This window comes from Alistipes sp. AM16-43 (assembly GCF_003435745.1).
GTDB lineage: Bacteria > Bacteroidota > Bacteroidia > Bacteroidales > Rikenellaceae > Alistipes > Alistipes onderdonkii.
Window position 1 is genome coordinate 492,350 of the sequence record NZ_QTUQ01000001.1, and the last position, 16,706, is coordinate 509,055.

Below are 16,706 nucleotides of genomic sequence, written 5' to 3' on the forward strand. Positions count from 1 at the left end.
CCAACTTGTATGAAAAAATCCCTGTGGACGCTGTTGGCTGTCGGATGGATGGCCACTTCTTCCGCGACACCTCCGGCGCATCTCATAGATTCGCTGAAATCTGCTTGCCAATCGGAGCCGGATGCCCGCAAACGGGTCGATATCCTGCTGAACCTGAAAGACCTGAACGACTCGTCGGAAGACGAATTGTATTACAGCCGCAAACTGTTCGACGAGGCCGCCGCCGTCGGGGACGGATTTGCCGTCGGGGCGTCGCTGGGGTCGCTCGCTTCGCATTACATCTCTTCGCCCGGTGCCGGGGATTCGCTCGCCCGGGTGCTGGCGCAGGCGGAACCGTTGATGCGGGGCAGCGGCATGGAGGGGCTCGGGGCTTATTACCGCATGGTGGAGCTGGCACGCAGGATACAGGTTGCCGGGGCGGAGGAGTCCGCGCGGCTGTGCCGTGAATATATCGACTCGGTACGGACATTGCCTCCGGGCGATGTGTACGAAGAGGCGTCGCGGCTCTTCCTGAAAGGCATAGCCGCCTTCAGGCTGGTCTCGGCCGAAGGAAACCTGCAGATGGAGCGCGGCCTGCCTTTCTGGAACGACGAACTCGCCCTTCTGGAGCGGATGCGCCCCACGGCACGCCGGAATTTCCATGCCAACCTGATTACCTGCCTGATTGCGGCTTACAGCAGTGTAAAGGATCAAAGCGGGCTGGTGCATGCGGCCGACGGTTACCTTGCGATGCTCGACGATTATTACCGCGATCCGGAGATCGTGCGGCGCAGGCCCTATATTTCCAAGGAGATGTCCTATTTGGTCTGCTATTACACGATGTGTACCTCGCCGCTGCTCGACGAGCGCAATCTGCAGGCGTATTATGAGCGTTACCGCCGTTTCGCGGACTCCGCGGCGGCGGATGCGGGCAACCTGCTGACCAACAGGCAGGGATTCTATACGATCAGCGCAGAGTATTACAACCGCCGGGGCGATTACCCCAGGGCGCTGGCTTACCTCGATTCGCTGACGGTACAGTTGCGTCCGGGCGGTGTTACGTCGCAGTTGGTGACGATATACGCCAACAAGGGCAAGATCCTCGAGCGCATGGGACGCTACAAGGAGGCATGCGGGGTTTATAACGAAGTGGTCGGCCTGCGCGACTCGCTCTCGTCGCACAGGTATGCCGAGAAGGTGGGCGAACTGGAAGTGCAGTACGGACTGGACAAGGCGGAGCGTGATAAAGCATTGCTGTTGGCGCAAAAACGGCAGAACTCGCTCTACTTCGCCCTGACTATCCTGCTGCTGGCCGTCATCGCCGTTGTCTACCTGTGGCGGAACCTGCTGCACATCAAGCACCTGCAGCACAACCTGTCGGTCGAATCGCAGCGCGCGCAGGAGAGCGAGCGGCTCAAGCGGGATTTCATGGGTTCGATGAGCCACGAAATACGTACGCCGCTCAATGCCATAAGCGGTTTTGCCGAGCTGATCGCCGGGGAGGATCTCACGGAGGAGGAACGCCGGGAGTTCGCACAGATCATCCGCGACAATACGCAGCTCTTCACTTCGCTCATCAACGATATGCTCGAAGTGTCGCAGCTGGATAATACGAGTGCCGAAATGCCCCGGAAGCTGCTCGACATCAGCAAGATTATCCGCGCCGAAATGGAACACCTGCCCGTAAAGGAGGGCGTGGAATACCGGCTGGAGCTCGCGGCCCCGGAGATCGTATTCCCGTTGCACCGGAGTTATGTGTCGCTGCTCGTACGCGAGTTGCTGAAGAATGCCGTCAAATTCACCGAACAGGGATCCGTGACGGTCGAATGCGGCCTGACGGGGCCCGATACGCTGACCTTGTCGGTCACCGACACGGGTTGCGGCGTGGAACCCGGGCTGGCGGAAAAGGTTTTCGATCGCTTCTACAAGGGCGATCCCTTTGCGCAGGGGCTGGGATTGGGCTTGAGCCTCTGCCGGCTGATCGTGGAGAAACTGGGCGGTACGATTGTCCTCGACACCTCCTATACCGGGGGCGCACGGTTCGTGGTGACGCTCCGGGATGCCTGACCTGCGGTTTCCGGAACGGGTTTCTGACGTCGTGCGGCGTTTGTGAACCTGCAGCCGGATCGGTGTGTCGCCCTGTGGAAATACCGTTATAACAAAACGCCCCTCGTTACCGGAGGGGCGTTTTGTCTGCCATGCGGGTTAGAGGTGTATCGCCTCCCCCAATGCCGCCTCGGCCGCCTCCATGACCCCTTCGTTCATCGTGGGGTGTGCATGTATCGTGCGGGCGATCCGGTGTGCCGTGGCACCCAGCATCCGAGCCAGCGTCGGCTCGGCGATCATCTCGGTGACGTTCTGTCCGACCATGTGCGCCCCCAGCAGGGTGTCGTCCTCGCCGAAGAGGAGTTTCACGAAGCCGTCGCGGTCGCCCGCGGCGGTCGCCTTGCCCGAAGCCGTGAACGGGAAACGCCCTACCTTATAGGCGACACCCCGCTCCTGCGCCTGCTGCTCGGTCATGCCGACCGAAGCCACCTCGGGCGAGGTGAATACGCACGACGGGATGGCCGAATAATCCACCGGGGCGGGATCGAGGCCGCAGATGGCCTCTACGCAGCAGATGCCCTCGGCCGAGGCCACGTGTGCCAGCGCCGGGCCGCCCACGATGTCGCCGATGGCGTACACGCCCGGGACATTGGTGCGGTAGAATTGGTCGACGAGCACTTTGTCGCGCTCCACGGCGATACCCAGCTCTTCGAGGCCGATCCCCTCAATGTTGGACTTGATCCCCACGGCCGAGAGCACGATGTCCGCCGTCAGGGTTTCGGGGCCCTTTTTGCCCTCGATCTCGACCTCGCAACGCCCTTCGGCGTTGACCCTGACCGATTTCACGGTCGTCGAGGTCATCACCGCCGCCCGCAGTTTGCGGAATGCGCGCTCCATCGCCTTCGATACCTCCTCGTCCTCGAGCGGCATCATGCGGGGCATGTACTCCACCACGGTGACCTTCACGCCCAGCGCGGCGTAGAACCACGCGAACTCGCTGCCGATGGCGCCCGAACCCACGACGACCATTGTTTCGGGCAGCCGGGTGAGCGTCAGCGCCTGGCGCGACGAGATCACGTGCTCGCCGTCGACGGGCATGAACGCCATTTCGCGCGGGCGCGCCCCCGTGGCGAGGATGATATGGTCGGCATCGTAGTGCGTGCCGCCGACGTCGAGCCTGCCTGCCGCCGTCAGGCGCCCGAAGCCCTGTATGAGGTCTATGTTGTTTTTCTTCAGCAGGAAGGCCACGCCCTTGGACATGGTTTCGGCCACGCCGCGCGAGCGCGCCACGATTTTTTCCAGATTGGGATGCACCTCGCCCGTGAGTGAGATCCCGTAATGTTCGGCCGATTTGCAATAAGTGTAGACCTGTGCGCTTTTCAGCAGCGCCTTGGTCGGGATGCAGCCCCAGTTGAGGCAGACGCCTCCCGGTTCCGAACGCTCCACGAGCGCCACCTTTTTACCTAACTGCGCAGCGCGTATCGCCGCTACATAACCGCCCGGGCCGCTGCCCACGATGATGATGTCGTATTTCATGGAGTCTGTGAGGTTTTATTAAGTGATATCTTCATACTCGTTTCATGGAAATCCGTGCGGTTTTAAAGTATATGGCGTTCCCACTCCTGCCATGCACCGTTTCCCTCTCCCGGATCTTTTATCGGGTTGTGAGGCCCGGTATTAACAGTCGAATGCATAATATGACCGGCCTACGCATTTTACGATTTGAGATTCGTCGGCTTTCGACGATAAGAACAAGACTACGCATTTGGATTCGTAGTCGTCCGAAACATCGAAGACGAAGTCCGGCTTTGCGTCGGCATCCAAATCTCCGATCCAGAGAATGAGCGCTTTGGTGTCCCAGAATCCCGGCATGGCGATCAATAATTGCTCGTTTCCCGACCCTGCTTCCGACAGATAGAGTTTGTAGTTTTTTACCGTATCCCACGAACTTTCATCTCCCTCTGGTTGGTCGCCCGTATTGACTCCGCTTGCATGCAGCCGATACTTCCGGCCGTGAAATTCAAATTCCATTTGCTCGCCTGCCGGAACATTGTCCTGTTCCGCTTTCATGGTTTCCACACCGCTTGCTGCAGGTTTTATCCCCTTTATCAGCAGCAAACCGTCTCTGGCGGAACCGACATACGCGACCGAATCCCCAATGCAGTCGTCATAGTAGTTTCCGATCTCTAAATCCGCTTTTTTCAGGTCGAAATAACCAGCGCCGTCCTCATAAAAGTCATACCAAGATTCCGAATACATATGGTCGAAATCCGAGGCTTGCGAACCCCTGTATCCCGCCGGCAGCAAAATGTCGATTTCCGTCTCTTCATCGACGGGTAACCGGGTGTAGTCCTGTTCGAATACCGAATCTGCATGCAGTGAGTCCGGCGTAGGATCGTCGCATGCGCTTATCCGGTTAGCGTTTTCTGCAGGCCGATTTGAGACGGCGTATAAAGATGCAGCGATGAAAACGGTTGTTATTAAAAACAGAGCGACGAGGATCGTGGTTCTCCTGTTTATTTTCTCCTTCATTTTCTCTGTGGAGTTTTAGTCGATGACTTTCAGTACTTCACCGTTATCGGCCGCCACGGCACGCTTCCATTTCTCGTTGTAACCCGGGAACTGGATCTTGTCGGGGATCTGTTTGCCGTTGCCGTTGTCCACGAAATGCGCCGGGCCGCCCTTGCCGTCGAGGTATTCCAGCACGCCCGCATGTTCGCTTTTCACGTTGCCGTCCATGTATTTCACCAGCAGGTACTTGTCGAGCTTCGACCAGCGGTCGAACAACTGCTGCGCCGTGGCGATGCTGAACTCCGAGAGGAATTTGCCGCGGGCCTTGGGCGAGAGCGTCATGGCCTCGGCATCGACGTCGCGCACCAGGCGGAGCGCCTCGTTTTCCCATTTGTCCACGACCTTGCGGATGTCGCCCGCGATCATGTCGTAACGCATGTAGGCGAAGTTCGAAACGCGGTTGAAGAGCCAGAACGCCGACGTCGGCGAATATTCGAGCATCGAACCGTTGCCTTCGCTCAGGCACTCGGGGACGCCCTGCGTGCAGCAGTAGATGGGCGTCAGGCACGACGTGGCCGCATCGTCCACGCCGAACCAGAGGATGCCCATGTTGTCGGGCACGTTGGGGCGTGCCTGTGCCACGAACCAGAAGCCGGTCTGCTGCGTGGCCGTCGCACGTTCGTTGCAGTATTCCACGCCGTCGACCTCGAAATACATCGGCCGCCAGCGGTAGGGGCAGGCGCTGCCCCCGGCGCCTATGTCGGTGGTCATGTCCATCGGCGTGCCTTCGTAGTGGTCGCGCATGCAGTCGAAGACCACCTTGGGCGACACCTTCGTGCGGGGTTTCACCCACAGGGGCATGCGGTTTTCGGCATTGTGCCCCATCGCATAGTCCACGTATTTGTCCATTCCGTCGGCCACCGTGCGGAAGAATGCCCACACGCGGGCCTCGCAGCCTCGCAGCGCGCCGAAATCGGCCGGGGCGTAGGCTTCGCAGAAACTGAAATCCTCGTCCGTGCCGTCGTAGTAACCCATCTCGCGGGCGAACGCCACCACGTCGGGCGAATAGAGGCAGTTCTCGGGGTCGTCCTTCGGGAAGGTCGTGATACGCGCCTGGTTGGCGTGCGCCGAGACATAGCCGTCGGGGATGCGGCGGGCTACCCATACGATGCCCTTGCGGGCGTTGCCGCCCTTGCCGTCGTCCTTGTAGCCCTTGCCGATCAGCTCCATGATCCACGCCTCTTCGGGGTCGACGATCGAGAACGACTCGCCGCTCGAGGCATATCCGTAGGTATTGGCCAGCTCAGCGATCGTGAGGATCGCCTCGCGGGCGGTCTTGGCGCGCTGGAGCGTGATGTAGATCAGCGACCCGTAGTCGATCAGCCCTGTCGAGTCCTCCAGTTCCGGGCGGCCTCCGTAGGTCGTTTCGCCGATGATGAGCGAATGCTCGTTCATGTTGCCGATGGTCGAATAGGTTTCGCCCGCCTGCGGGATGTCCGTCAGGTAGCGTCCCGTGTCCCACTCGTAGACGGGCAGCATGGCCCCGGCCCTGAATTTCCCGCCGGGGGTGTGGTACAGGGCGCCGTAGAGCGCGTGCGAATCGGCGGCATAGGAGACCATGGCCGAGCCGTCGGTCGATGCCCCTTTGGTTACGATGAAATTGGTACAGGCCGCGGCTGCGCCATAGGCGAAGAGGGCTGCCGCCGCGAGGCAATACTGGAGTTTTCTCATAGGTTTTCCGGTTTTGATCCCAAATGTACGAAACAAATCCTAAACGGCAAAACGCAGCGGGTACAATATGTCGCATTTTATTTGGATATTAGGGCTTTATGTCGTATCTTTACGACGTATGCAAGCGCATTGCATTCCGGCGGATACCCCCCCCCGGTGCGGAGGTATGTAATTGTTATATAGTAGGTTATATGAAGAAACTATTGTTTTTATCCTTTTTCGGGCTTTTCCTGCTGGCATGTACCACGGACGAGGGCGATGGTGCGCCGTTCGTCACCGACGTGGTGATGCCCCCGTCATCGCAGCTATTCGCGCCCGGCGACGAGGTGACCGTTGCGGCGCGCGGCTTCGAGGCCGACGACGACATCATGCTGCGGATCGCGTGGCCCCTGTCGCAGGCGGCTCTCCCGGAAGGATATGCCGACGGTGTCTGGGCCGTCGTGACGGAACGTACCGAATCGGACATCACGTTCCTGGCCCCCGGAGGCTACCCCGCCTCTACGACCGAGGTGAAGCTCTTCCGCCGCGGCAAGGCCATGACGCTGGGTAAAATATCCGTATCCGACGGCCGCCCGCCCGAGGAGCCGTCGCTCTACGGCATCACCCAGTACGATTGCGACGAAACCGGGATCGACCGGATCGACCTGACGACGGGCGACCTAACCCGCATTGAGACCTTGGGCGTTTTGCGCCGCATGCACTGCGTGGTGAATACCCCCGGTTCGAACCGTATCTACGGCCTCGCGCCCGGCGGAAATATCGGCGCTGCGGCGTTCTACGACCTCACGATGCGTTACTTCCGGGATTCGGGCTACGACAATGTCGTCGTCGCGGGCACCCTCTCCGATTTCGCCGCCTTCCTGCGCCATGAGGCCGGCCGGCTCGTCCTCATGGAGTTGAATATGACCCGTACCAACGTCGCACCTGTGCCCCCGTCGTGGATGCTGCCTTCGGACATTGCGCCCGAGATGCTGGGCGAAAATCCTTTCGTGACCGTCTACGGCGGTTACCTTCTGCTCGCGGCACACACTGCCCCGGATAGTTATACGCCGCTGGTGCTTACCGGTCGCAGCGGCGAGGGATACGCCGTAAAAACGGGCGATGCCGAACAGGCCGATGCGATGGTGCCGTTCGGAGTGCTGGACAAAGGGCAGGACGGCGAGACCTATTACGCCGTCGGCGGCTATGCCGTGGCGAAGGGCGGTGTGACCGAACTGCGTCTGTATAACCCCGTGTCGATGGAGTTCGACAGGACGCTGGCGGCGGTGCAGGGCACCGTCCGCTCGATCGCCGTCCGCCATGACGGCGGGAAGACCGAGGAGCTGTTCATGCTCTGCGACACCGGCGACGGCGGCAACCGGATCCGGGTCTACGACATGGAGTCCGGCTCGGAGCGGGTCTTGGACGGAGCCGTCCCCTGCTCCGAAATCGTACTGGCCCGATAGCATGTCCGGGATTCCGGACGGATAAAAACGGTATGCAGGCCCGGATTTTTTCCGGGCTTGTTTCGTCTTGTACGAATTTTGCGTATTTTTACACACCAAAACCGAATAGATTATGTCGATAGCATACCAATTGTCCTTCGTGCGCGGCACCCTGCCCGAGTATGTCACGCTGGTCGCCGTGTCGAAGACCCACCCCGCCGGGGCGATCCGCGAGGCCTACGATGCCGGGCACCGCATTTTCGGCGAGAGCCGTCCGCAGGAGCTGCGTGAAAAATACGACGTGCTGCCCAAGGATATCGAGTGGCACATGATCGGCCACCTGCAGACCAACAAGGTGAAGTATATCGCCCCGTTCGTGTCGCTGATCCATTCGGTCGACAGTGCGCGGCTGGCCGAAACCATCCAGCGCGAAGCCGCCAAATGCGGCCGCACGATCGAGATACTGCTCGAAATCCGCGTCGCCGACGAGGAGAGCAAATCGGGCTGGGAGCTGGATGACCTGATGCAGTACCTCCGCACGGCGCCTTTCGCGCAGATGCCGAACATCTGCGTACGCGGCGTGATGGGCATTGCGACCAATACCGACGACGGGGAGGTGATACGCCGCGACTTCAGGGAGCTGAAGCGCTGTTTCGACCTGTTGCAGCCCAATTTCGGGGCGCGGTTCAACATCCTGTCGATGGGCATGTCGCACGACTACCCCATCGCCGTCGAGTGCGGCTCGACGATGGTGCGCGTCGGGTCGCTGATATTCGGGGAGAGGGATTATTCCAAACAATGATGATATGAAGGTAGGATTTATCGGATTCGGAAACATGGCGCAGGCCCTGGCCGCAGGGCTTGCCGCATCGGGGGCTTTGCAGCCCGGGCAGATCGGCGCATGCGCCCGCGACCGGGCGAAGCTGCACCGTAATACGGAACCCCACGGGTTCCTCGCTTTCGACGATGCCGCGGGAGTCGCGGGGTTTGCCGACGTGGTGGTCGTGGCGGTGAAACCGTACCAGGTCGAAGCCGTGCTGGCCCCCGTCAAAGGGATGCTGGCGGGCAAGGTCGTCGTTTCGGTAGCCGCCGGGATGACGTTCGACCGCTACGAGGAGATCCTCGCGCCGGGGACGCATCACCTCAGCACGATTCCCAATACGCCCGTGGCCGTCTGCGAGGGTATCGTCGTCTGCGAACGCCGCCATTCGCTGTCCGAAGCCGAGTGGCAGTCGGTGCAGGCGTTGCTGTCGCACGTGGGGCTCGTGATACCGGTGGATACTGCCCAGCTCGGCATTGCGGGGACGGTCTGCGGTTGCGGCCCGGCTTTCGTGGCGATGTTCATCGAGGCGCTGGCCGACGCCGCCGTCAAGCACGGCATCGTGCGTGCCGATGCCTACCGCATGGCCAGCCAGATGGTCGTCGGTACGGGAAAACTGCAACTCGCCACGGGACAGCATCCCGCCATGATGAAGGATGCCGTCTGTTCGCCCGGCGGTACGACCATCGTCGGTGTGGGGGAGCTGGAGCGCAAGCGTTTCCGGGGAGCCGTGATCGACGCCATCGACGCCATCCAGGATAAGAAATAGGTTCGCCCGGGCGCTGCTTGTTACCAGTAGTTGCTTGTCGCCCGGGAACATGCCGTTTTCCGGAGGCTTCCTGTCGCATAAACGGGCACCAAACCGTTTTACCGTAATTCCGCATTGCTCTCCTCAGGGACGAGTAAAAAAGGCCGAGGCCCCAAAGCCCCGGCCTTTTTCGTCTATGTGTGGGAGCAGCCGTGCCGTATCCCATCGGCACTTCGCCGTCTACCGCACCCGCAGCGAACGTCCGATGCGCAGCGTGGTGGTCGACTTGATGCCGTTCAGGCGGCAGATGTTCGTCACGGTCGTACCGTACTTGCGGGCGATGGCGCCCAGCGTGTCGCCCGACTTGATGCGGTGGTACTTCATGGCTGCCTTTTCGGCCGCCTCCTTCTTGTCCTGCTCTTCGTTGGCGATCTCGTCGTCGAAGTCCTGCCCGGCGTTCGAATAGATGCTGAAGAACGATTTTTTCAGCAGGAAGGTCTCGCGGCACAGCAGTCCGTTCTTGAAGTCGATGAGCCGCTCGGGGTCGAACGACTGCCCGTAATAGCGGGTCTCGAAATGCAGGTGCGGCCCCGTGCTGCGCCCCGTCGAGCCGCCCAGGCCGATGATCTGCCCGGCCTCGACCCACTGGTTGGGTTCGACCATGCGCTCCGAAAGGTGCCCGTAGTAGGTCTCCAGCCCGTTGTCGTGGCGGATGATGACCAGGTTGCCGTAGCCGCCCTTGTTATATTCCGAAATACGCACGCGGCCGCAGAACGTGGCGTAGACCGGGTCGCCCGCCTTGAGCGGCAGGTCGACGCCCTGATGCTGGCGCCGCCGCCGCGGGCCGTATTTGCCGCGCGGGTGCACCGAACCCTGGTAGGGGCAGTGGTAGCTCGTGACCGAGTCCACCAGGTCGATGACCACCGATTTGGGCATCGACGACATGTCCACCTCCTTGTAGGGGAAGAGCGTTGTCGTATCCCAGTATTTCTCGAAGATGGTGCTGTCCTTGGCTATCTCGCGGTTGCGGACGTATTTCCACGTGTTGTTGCTGTAAAGCACCACCTGTATGGCGTCGTTGCCCGAATCGAGCGTGTCGATGGCCACCACGTCGTTGGTGTCGAAAATCGACTCGATCTGCTTGGGCTGGAGCCGCAGGCGCATTGCGACGATGGAGTCTATGGTCGCAGCCTCCCTGGGCGAGAGGGATGCGATGTGCAGCGAATCGGTTTTGCGTTCGGCCTGCGGCGCTGCGGCCGATGCCGAGAGTGCCGCAACGGCGGCCATATAGGTGAGGCAGTATTTTTTCATCTGTATTTTATTGTTGTCGGATAAATTCTTCGGCAGCTTCCAGCGCCTTGTAAAATTCCTCGCCGAAACGGCGCACGATCGGTTCGCGCAACGCCTTGTAGACCGGGATTCCCAGCCTGCGGCCGCATTCGCGCGCCGGGGCGCAGACCGACCAGCGGTGGTAGTTGAGCCCTGCCGTGCCGTTCGAAAACCGCACGACGCGGATCGGATAGAGGTGGCATGAGATCGGTTTGCGGAAGGCGGTCTTGCCCTCCAGCCACGCCTTTTCGATGGCGCAGAGCGTGATGCCGTTCTCCGAGTAGGTGTAGGCGCATTCCGCGTCGCCGACCAGCGGCGTAGTCAGGTCGCCGTCTTCGTCGATGACCATGAAGCCCTGCCGCTCGACGGCCTCGATGCCCTCGGGCGTCATATAGGGCTTGTAGGCCGCATATTCGCGTTCGAGTATGCCGACCTCCTCCGCTTCGAGCGGCGCCCCGGCATTCCCCTCGACGCAGCAGATACCCTTGCACTGCGCGATGTCGCAGGCGAAACATTCGCGCAGCAGGTCTGCGCTCACGATTTTGTCATCGATTTCGATCATTTGCGGCAGGTGTCGGCGATTATCAGGTCGAACATCTCTCCCAGCGACATGCCCATGGCCCGTGCCTGCTTGGGGACGATGCTCCCGGCGCTCATGCCGGGGATGGAGTTGATTTCGATCAGGTAGGGTTTGCCTTCGGGCGTGACGATGAAATCGACGCGTACGACACCCGAGCAGCGGCATGCCCTGTAAGCGATGCGGGTCATGCGGTGCAGTTCCTCCGCAATTTCCGGGGCGATGTCGGCGGGGGTTATCTCGTCCGAATAGCCTTCGGTGTATTTGGCCTGGTAGTCGAAGAAATCCTTTTTCGATACGATCTCCGTGATCGGGAACAGGTATTCCCTGCCTCCGGCCACCATCATGCCGCAGCCCATTTCACGGCCCGCGATGCACTCTTCGATCAGCACCTCGTCGCTTTGGGCGAAGGCCGCCTCGATGGCGGGCAGCACCTCGTCGCGCGTATGGACTTTCGTCACGCCGAACGAGCTGCCGCTGGCGTTGGGCTTGATGAAGAGCGGCAGTCCGAACTCCGCGACCACCCTGTCCGGGTCGGCCGTTTCGCCCTTGCGGAGGAAAATCTCGCGGGCGAGGTTGATGCCCCGTCCCGCTACGGTGCGCTTGGTGGTGATCTTGTCGAAGGTGATGACCGACGAGGTCATCGAGCACGACGAATAAGGGACGCCCATCATGTCGAGGTAGCCTTGCAGCTTGCCGTCCTCGCCGGGTGTGCCGTGGATGATGATCAGGGCGTAGTCGAATGCTTTGCGCTCGCCTTCCACCGTGAGCGAAAAATCGTTCTTGTCGACCTGCCACTCGCGTCCGTCGGGGGCCGTGTAGTGCCAGTCGCGGTGGTGGAGGTCGATGACCGTGATGTCGTATTTCGTATGGTCGAGCGCCGCTTCGATCTGTGCGGCGCTCTGGAGCGCGATCCCCCGTTCGGGCGAATCTCCGCCCGCCATGAGGGCAATCTTCAGGCGTGTCATTGTCAGGGGTTGTATATGTCCTTATATCTGAATTCCAGTATTTCCCGTACCATCTGCGCATACTGCCGCGCCTCGGCGTGGCTGTCGTCTGCTTGCAGTACGCGGTTGAAGTCGTTGAGGGCTGCGCCCCACTCGTTGAGGCGGTAGTGGAGCTTGCCCCGTTCCATATAGAGCGCCGTGTTTTCCGGATCGGCGGCGATCTGTGCCGTCAGGGCCGATTTGCGGGCCGTCGGGTTCCACAGCCCCTTGCGGCGGATATGTTCGGCGACGCCCTTGTCGAGCATCTGCGAGACATCCTCGCCCCGCCCGATGCGTTCGCGGATTTGTGTCGCGGAAAAATCCTGCAGCGGCGCGTCTTCCAGCACCATGATGCGGCCGGGGAACCTGTCTACCCTTTCGCCGCGGCGGGGATAGACGTATACCGGGTATTCGAGGATGCGGTCGTACTCTTTCCAGCCGTCGAGCCGTTCTATCTGGTCGGCGCCCATGAGGATCGAGAACTCCATATCCGCGCCGTGGTTCTCGGCCAGGTAGCGCAGCGTGTCGATCGTATACGACGGCTTGGGCAGCAGGAATTCGACGACCGAGGGTTTTATCCGGTCGGGATAGCGCGACGCCGCGCAGGCCGCCTCGGCCATTTCGAACCGATCCATCTCGGGGGCCAGCTCTTCGGCCTGTTTATAGGGGCTCTGGGGCGAAACGACGAGCACCAGCTCGTCGCACAGTTCTTTTTCCACGGCGTATTCCGCCAGGGCGATGTGCCCTTTATGGATGGGGTTGAACGACCCGAAATAGAGCATGACGCGTTTCATGGCTGCCGTGCGATGAATTGGTCGATGATCGCGGTCGTCTGGCGGATCGCCTCGTCGAGCGAGTCGTTTACGACGACATGGTCGAATTCGGGGGCTTTCGTCAGTTCGAATTCGGCCTTCGCCACACGGCGGTCTATCACTTCCGGGGCGTCCGTGCCGCGGCATACGAGCCTGCGGCGCAGCTCCCCGATCGAGGGCGGCATGACGAATATCGAGCAAGCGTCGTCGCCGAAGATGCGTTTGAGGTTGATCCCCCCGATGACGTCCACGTCGAAGACGATGATGTTGCCCTTGGCCCAGATGCGTTCCACCTCCGAGCGCAGCGTGCCGTAGCAAGTGCCCTGGTAGACCTCTTCCCACTCCACGAAACGGTTTTCCGCGACGGCGCGCATGAACTCTTCGTGCGTCATGAAGTGGTAGTCGCAACCGTGGCGCTCGCAGCCTCGGGGTGCGCGGCTGGTCGCCGATACCGAAAATTCGAACTGCGGGAAACGCTTCAGCAATTCGCGTACGATGGTCGTCTTCCCGGAACCGCTCGGGGCGGAGAATATGATAACCTTGCCCATTATAATATGTTCAGTACCTGTTCTTTGATCTTTTCCAGCTCGTCCTTCATCTTAACTACGAGTATCTGGATGTTCGATTCGTTGGCCTTCGAGCCCATCGTGTTGATTTCGCGGCCCATCTCCTGTGCGATGAAGCCCAGCTTGCGGCCTGCGCCCTCCTCCTGGGCGGCCACCTCGCGGAAATACCTGCAGTGGTTGGCCAGGCGCACCTTCTCCTCGGTGATGTCGAGTTTTTCGAGGTAGAAGATCATCTCCTGCTCCAGCCGGTTGCGGTCGACGTCGACCTGCAGCTTTTCGAGGTTTTCCAGCAGGCGGGCCCTGACCGTCTCCGTGCGGGCCTTTTCGAAAGGCACGACCTCCTGTTTGTAGCCTTCGATCTTGTCCACGCGGCTCAGCAGGTCGGCGATCAGGATCGCGCCTTCCTGCAGGCGGAACGCGTCGAGCTGCGCCACGGCGGCTTCGGTGGCGGCGACCAGCGCCGCGTGTTCCTCGTCGGAGATGCTCTCCGCTTCGGTCGATACGACCTCCGGCAGGCGCATGATGGCCTGCAGGGCGGCGCTGTCCCATCCGATCCCCGCATAGTTGAGTCGGGCGTTTTGCGCCGCGTCGCGCAGTTGCCCGGCATAGGCGGCGAATACCTCTTTATTAATACGCGCCGGGGTCTCCACGGTCTGCGATTCGACGGTCACGAAGACATCGACCTTGCCGCGCTGTACCGTGCGGGTGATGATATTGCGGATTTCGTATTCCGACTGGCGGTAAACGGCCGGAAGCCGCAGCCCGAGGTCGAGCTGTTTGGAGTTGAGCGAGCGGATTTCGACCGTGATCTTCTTATTTTGCAGCGTGGCTTCGCCCTTGCCGAAGCCCGTCATGGATTTTACCATTTGCGGAGGATGTTAAGTTTGGGCAAAAGTAATAAAAACAATTCAAAATGCCGAGCGTTCGGGACGCCGAGTGAAATTTCTTTGAACAAGTTTTGCACAACTGTTGTATTCTCCGGAATATTTTACCTATATTTGTGTTAGTAAACTAACAGGCTGGAGTCCGAAACACTAAATTCACATCCGAATATTATGAAAAAGCACAATTTCAACGCGGGACCCTCGATCCTCGCAGACGAAGTCATCCAGAACGCAGCAAAAGCTATCGTAGATTTCAACGGTTCGGGCCTTTCCCTGCTTTCGATTTCGCACCGGACGAAGGATTTCGAGAACGTGATGGCCGAGGCCGACGCGCTCTTCCGTGAGCTGCTCGGCATCCCCGACAACTACAAGATCTTCTATATCGGCGGCGGTGCCAGCACGTTTTTCTACGAAGTGCCCGCCAACTTCCTGGGCAGGAAGGCCGGCTATGTGAATACCGGTGTCTGGGCCAAGAAGGCCATCAAGGAAGCCAAGCGTTACGGCGAGGTCGAGCTGCTCGCTTCGTCCGAAGACCGCAATTTCACCTACATCCCCAAGGGGTTTGCGATCCCCGCCGACCTGGACTATGTGCATATCACCTCCAACAATACGATCTACGGCACCGAATACCACGAAGACCTCGCCTCGCCCGTGCCCCTGATCGCCGACATGTCGTCGGACATCCTTTCGCGTCCGGTCGACGTCACGAAATACGCCATGATCTACGGCGGTGCGCAGAAGAACCTCGCCCCGGCCGGCGTGGCGTTCGCCATCATCCGCGAGGACATGCTCGACCGTGTCGTGCGCGACCTGCCGACGATGGTTTCGTTCCGCACCCATGTCGAGAACGGCTCGATGTTCAACACGCCCCCCGTATTCCCGATCTACGTGCTCATGGAGACCCTCCGCTGGCTCAAGTCGATCGGCGGCGTACCCGAAATCTACCGACGCAACAAGGAGAAGGCCGCCCTGCTGTATGACGAGATCGACCGCAACCCGCTGTTCCGCGGTACGGTCGACAAGCAGGATCGCTCGCTGATGAACATCTGCTTCGTGATGGCCGACGGCTACGAGGAACTGGCTCCCGAGTTCATGGAATTTACCAAGGGACGCGGTATCGTGGGCATCAAGGGCCACCGCCTGGTGGGCGGCTTCCGCGCATCGTGCTACAACGCTCTACCCATCGAGAGCGTCAGAGTCCTCGTGGAGTGCATGCAGGAGTTCGCCGCCAAACACGCGAAATAACGGACGGCCATGGCGCATTTCTTTACGTTCACCCCGAAGAAAAAGGCGGCCACGGACATCGATTTTATTCATCTGATAGAAAGTACAGGTATGAAAATATTAGTTGCGACCGAAAAGCCTTTTGCCAAGGAGGCTGTCGACGGCATCCGCAGGATCGTCGAGGACGCGGGCTATGAACTGGCCCTGCTTGAAAAATATACCGACAAGGCCCAATTGCTGGCCGCCGTGGCCGATGTCGATGCGCTCATTGTCCGCAGCGACAAGGTGACGGCCGAAGTCATCGGGGCGGCGAAGAACCTCAAAATCGTGGTTCGTGCCGGTGCGGGTTACGACAACGTGGATCTCGCGGCCGCCACGGCGCGCGGTATCGTGGTGATGAATACCCCGGGGCAGAACTCCAACGCCGTGGCCGAGCTGGCGCTCGCCATGATGGTCTTCATGTCGCGCAACCGCTTTACGCCCGGTACGGGTTCGGAGATACAGGGCAAGACCCTCGGCATCCACGCCTACGGCAATGTGGGCAAACTCGTGGGGCGCAAGGGTAAGGCGCTGGGCATGAACGTCATCGCCTACGACCCCTTCATCACGGATGCGGCGGTGTTCGAAGCCGACGGTGTGAAGAAGGTGGATTCCCTCGAAGATTTGTACAGGCAGGCCGACTTCCTGTCGCTGCACATCCCGGCTACGGAGCAAACCCGCGGCTCGATCGGCTACGAACTGCTGATGTCGATGCCCAAGGGTGCCACGCTGGTCAACACCGCCCGCAAGGAGGTGATCGACGAACAGGGTGTCGTGCGTGCGCTGACCGAACGCGAAGACCTGAAATACATTACCGACATCGCTGCCGGGAACCAGGCCGAGCTGGACGAGAAATTCGGCAAGCGGGTGTTTGCCACCGCCAAAAAGATGGGGGCCGAGACCGCCGAGGCCAATATCAACGCGGGTCTGGCCGCAGCCACCCAAATCGTCGATTTTTTCAGGAACGGCAATACGCGGTTCCAGGTGAACAAATAGCGGATAACGGCGCGTGAAAGGCGGGAGCGAAGGC

15 protein-coding genes are annotated in these 16,706 nt (G+C 60.3%); 6 read left to right on the top strand and 9 right to left on the bottom strand.

Annotated features, from left to right (window positions below):
* The first annotated feature begins 9 nt into the window (after positions 1-9).
* Positions 10-2,046: a sensor histidine kinase gene (locus tag DW189_RS02050; protein ID WP_232045591.1), complete on the top strand. Its 2,037-nt coding sequence runs from the start codon at positions 10-12 to the stop codon at positions 2,044-2,046.
* 138 nt (positions 2,047-2,184) lie between these two features.
* Here DW189_RS02050 and lpdA read toward each other — a convergent pair whose 3' ends face one another.
* The 3 genes from lpdA to DW189_RS02065 all read right to left on the bottom strand — a co-directional run bounded on the left by lpdA (position 2,185) and on the right by DW189_RS02065 (position 6,267).
* Positions 2,185-3,561, bottom strand: coding sequence for a dihydrolipoyl dehydrogenase (gene lpdA, locus DW189_RS02055; protein WP_117506697.1), 1,377 nt, complete (start codon positions 3,559-3,561; stop codon positions 2,185-2,187).
* Between the two features lie 141 nt (positions 3,562-3,702).
* Positions 3,703-4,557: a hypothetical protein gene (locus DW189_RS02060; protein ID WP_117506698.1), complete on the bottom strand. Its 855-nt coding sequence runs from the start codon at positions 4,555-4,557 to the stop codon at positions 3,703-3,705.
* A gap of 15 nt (positions 4,558-4,572) precedes the next feature.
* Complete coding sequence (locus tag DW189_RS02065) at positions 4,573-6,267, bottom strand: C69 family dipeptidase (protein ID WP_117506699.1); 1,695 nt, start codon at positions 6,265-6,267, stop codon at positions 4,573-4,575.
* A gap of 191 nt (positions 6,268-6,458) precedes the next feature.
* Between DW189_RS02065 and DW189_RS02070 the strand changes: the two genes are divergently transcribed.
* The 3 genes from DW189_RS02070 (at position 6,459) to proC (ending at position 9,280) form a co-directional block, all read left to right on the top strand.
* On the top strand, positions 6,459-7,712 hold the full coding sequence (locus DW189_RS02070; RefSeq protein ID WP_055203407.1) for a WD40-like domain containing protein: 1,254 nt from the start codon (positions 6,459-6,461) through the stop codon (positions 7,710-7,712).
* Between the two features lie 112 nt (positions 7,713-7,824).
* Positions 7,825-8,493 (top strand): YggS family pyridoxal phosphate-dependent enzyme, encoded by a 669-nt coding sequence (locus DW189_RS02075; RefSeq protein ID WP_117506700.1) that lies wholly within the window; start codon positions 7,825-7,827, stop codon positions 8,491-8,493.
* A gap of 4 nt (positions 8,494-8,497) precedes the next feature.
* Complete coding sequence (gene proC / locus DW189_RS02080) at positions 8,498-9,280, top strand: pyrroline-5-carboxylate reductase (protein WP_022333089.1); 783 nt, start codon at positions 8,498-8,500, stop codon at positions 9,278-9,280.
* Positions 9,281-9,499: 219 nt separating this feature from the next.
* Here proC and DW189_RS02085 read toward each other — a convergent pair whose 3' ends face one another.
* Genes DW189_RS02085 through DW189_RS02110 form a run of 6 tightly spaced genes read right to left on the bottom strand, consistent with a single transcriptional unit; the run spans position 9,500 to position 14,383 of the window.
* Positions 9,500-10,546, bottom strand: a complete 1,047-nt coding sequence (locus tag DW189_RS02085; RefSeq protein ID WP_117506859.1) for a M23 family metallopeptidase — start codon at positions 10,544-10,546, stop codon at positions 9,500-9,502.
* 31 nt (positions 10,547-10,577) lie between these two features.
* A complete protein-coding gene (locus DW189_RS02090; protein WP_018695828.1) occupies positions 10,578-11,150 on the bottom strand; it encodes a DUF3109 family protein in 573 nt (190 codons plus the stop codon).
* Complete coding sequence (locus DW189_RS02095; protein ID WP_117506701.1) at positions 11,147-12,133, bottom strand: D-alanine--D-alanine ligase; 987 nt, start codon at positions 12,131-12,133, stop codon at positions 11,147-11,149. The genes DW189_RS02090 and DW189_RS02095 overlap by 4 nt, the downstream gene beginning before the upstream one ends.
* A 2-nt stretch (positions 12,134-12,135) precedes the next feature.
* Positions 12,136-12,945: a nicotinate (nicotinamide) nucleotide adenylyltransferase gene (gene nadD, locus DW189_RS02100; protein ID WP_117506702.1), complete on the bottom strand. Its 810-nt coding sequence runs from the start codon at positions 12,943-12,945 to the stop codon at positions 12,136-12,138.
* Positions 12,942-13,511, bottom strand: a complete 570-nt coding sequence (gmk, locus tag DW189_RS02105; protein WP_117506703.1) for a guanylate kinase — start codon at positions 13,509-13,511, stop codon at positions 12,942-12,944. The genes nadD and gmk overlap by 4 nt, the downstream gene beginning before the upstream one ends.
* Positions 13,511-14,383: a YicC/YloC family endoribonuclease gene (locus DW189_RS02110; RefSeq protein WP_117506704.1), complete on the bottom strand. Its 873-nt coding sequence runs from the start codon at positions 14,381-14,383 to the stop codon at positions 13,511-13,513. Before DW189_RS02110 ends, gmk begins: the two co-directional genes overlap by 1 nt.
* 201 nt (positions 14,384-14,584) lie before the next feature.
* Here DW189_RS02110 and serC point away from each other — a divergent pair, with 201 nt between their 5' ends.
* Together serC and DW189_RS02120 are read left to right on the top strand one after the other, a co-directional pair.
* Positions 14,585-15,658: a 3-phosphoserine/phosphohydroxythreonine transaminase gene (serC, locus tag DW189_RS02115; protein ID WP_117506705.1), complete on the top strand. Its 1,074-nt coding sequence runs from the start codon at positions 14,585-14,587 to the stop codon at positions 15,656-15,658.
* Between the two features lie 90 nt (positions 15,659-15,748).
* Entirely contained in the window at positions 15,749-16,672 is a 924-nt protein-coding gene (locus tag DW189_RS02120) for a 3-phosphoglycerate dehydrogenase (RefSeq protein WP_032135858.1), read from the top strand.
* Positions 16,673-16,706 lie beyond the last annotated feature (34 nt).

Excerpts from the sequence above, each read along its gene's own strand:
- DW189_RS02050 (WP_232045591.1), top strand. The coding sequence starts at position 10 with ATGAAAAAATCCCTGTGGACGCTGTTGGCTGTCGGATGGATGGCCACT.
- lpdA (WP_117506697.1), bottom strand. The coding sequence starts at position 3,561 with ATGAAATACGACATCATCATCGTGGGCAGCGGCCCGGGCGGTTATGTA.
- DW189_RS02120 (WP_032135858.1), top strand. The coding sequence starts at position 15,749 with ATGAAAATATTAGTTGCGACCGAAAAGCCTTTTGCCAAGGAGGCTGTC.
- DW189_RS02095 (WP_117506701.1), bottom strand. The coding sequence starts at position 12,133 with ATGACACGCCTGAAGATTGCCCTCATGGCGGGCGGAGATTCGCCCGAA.
- nadD (WP_117506702.1), bottom strand. The coding sequence starts at position 12,945 with ATGAAACGCGTCATGCTCTATTTCGGGTCGTTCAACCCCATCCATAAA.
- DW189_RS02070 (WP_055203407.1), top strand. The coding sequence starts at position 6,459 with ATGAAGAAACTATTGTTTTTATCCTTTTTCGGGCTTTTCCTGCTGGCA.
- DW189_RS02075 (WP_117506700.1), top strand. The coding sequence starts at position 7,825 with ATGTCGATAGCATACCAATTGTCCTTCGTGCGCGGCACCCTGCCCGAG.
- serC (WP_117506705.1), top strand. The coding sequence starts at position 14,585 with ATGAAAAAGCACAATTTCAACGCGGGACCCTCGATCCTCGCAGACGAA.
- DW189_RS02065 (WP_117506699.1), bottom strand. The coding sequence starts at position 6,267 with ATGAGAAAACTCCAGTATTGCCTCGCGGCGGCAGCCCTCTTCGCCTAT.
- proC (WP_022333089.1), top strand. The coding sequence starts at position 8,498 with ATGAAGGTAGGATTTATCGGATTCGGAAACATGGCGCAGGCCCTGGCC.
- gmk (WP_117506703.1), bottom strand. The coding sequence starts at position 13,511 with ATGGGCAAGGTTATCATATTCTCCGCCCCGAGCGGTTCCGGGAAGACG.
- DW189_RS02085 (WP_117506859.1), bottom strand. The coding sequence starts at position 10,546 with ATGGCCGCCGTTGCGGCACTCTCGGCATCGGCCGCAGCGCCGCAGGCC.
- DW189_RS02060 (WP_117506698.1), bottom strand. The coding sequence starts at position 4,557 with ATGAAGGAGAAAATAAACAGGAGAACCACGATCCTCGTCGCTCTGTTT.
- DW189_RS02110 (WP_117506704.1), bottom strand. The coding sequence starts at position 14,383 with ATGACGGGCTTCGGCAAGGGCGAAGCCACGCTGCAAAATAAGAAGATC.
- DW189_RS02090 (WP_018695828.1), bottom strand. The coding sequence starts at position 11,150 with ATGATCGAAATCGATGACAAAATCGTGAGCGCAGACCTGCTGCGCGAA.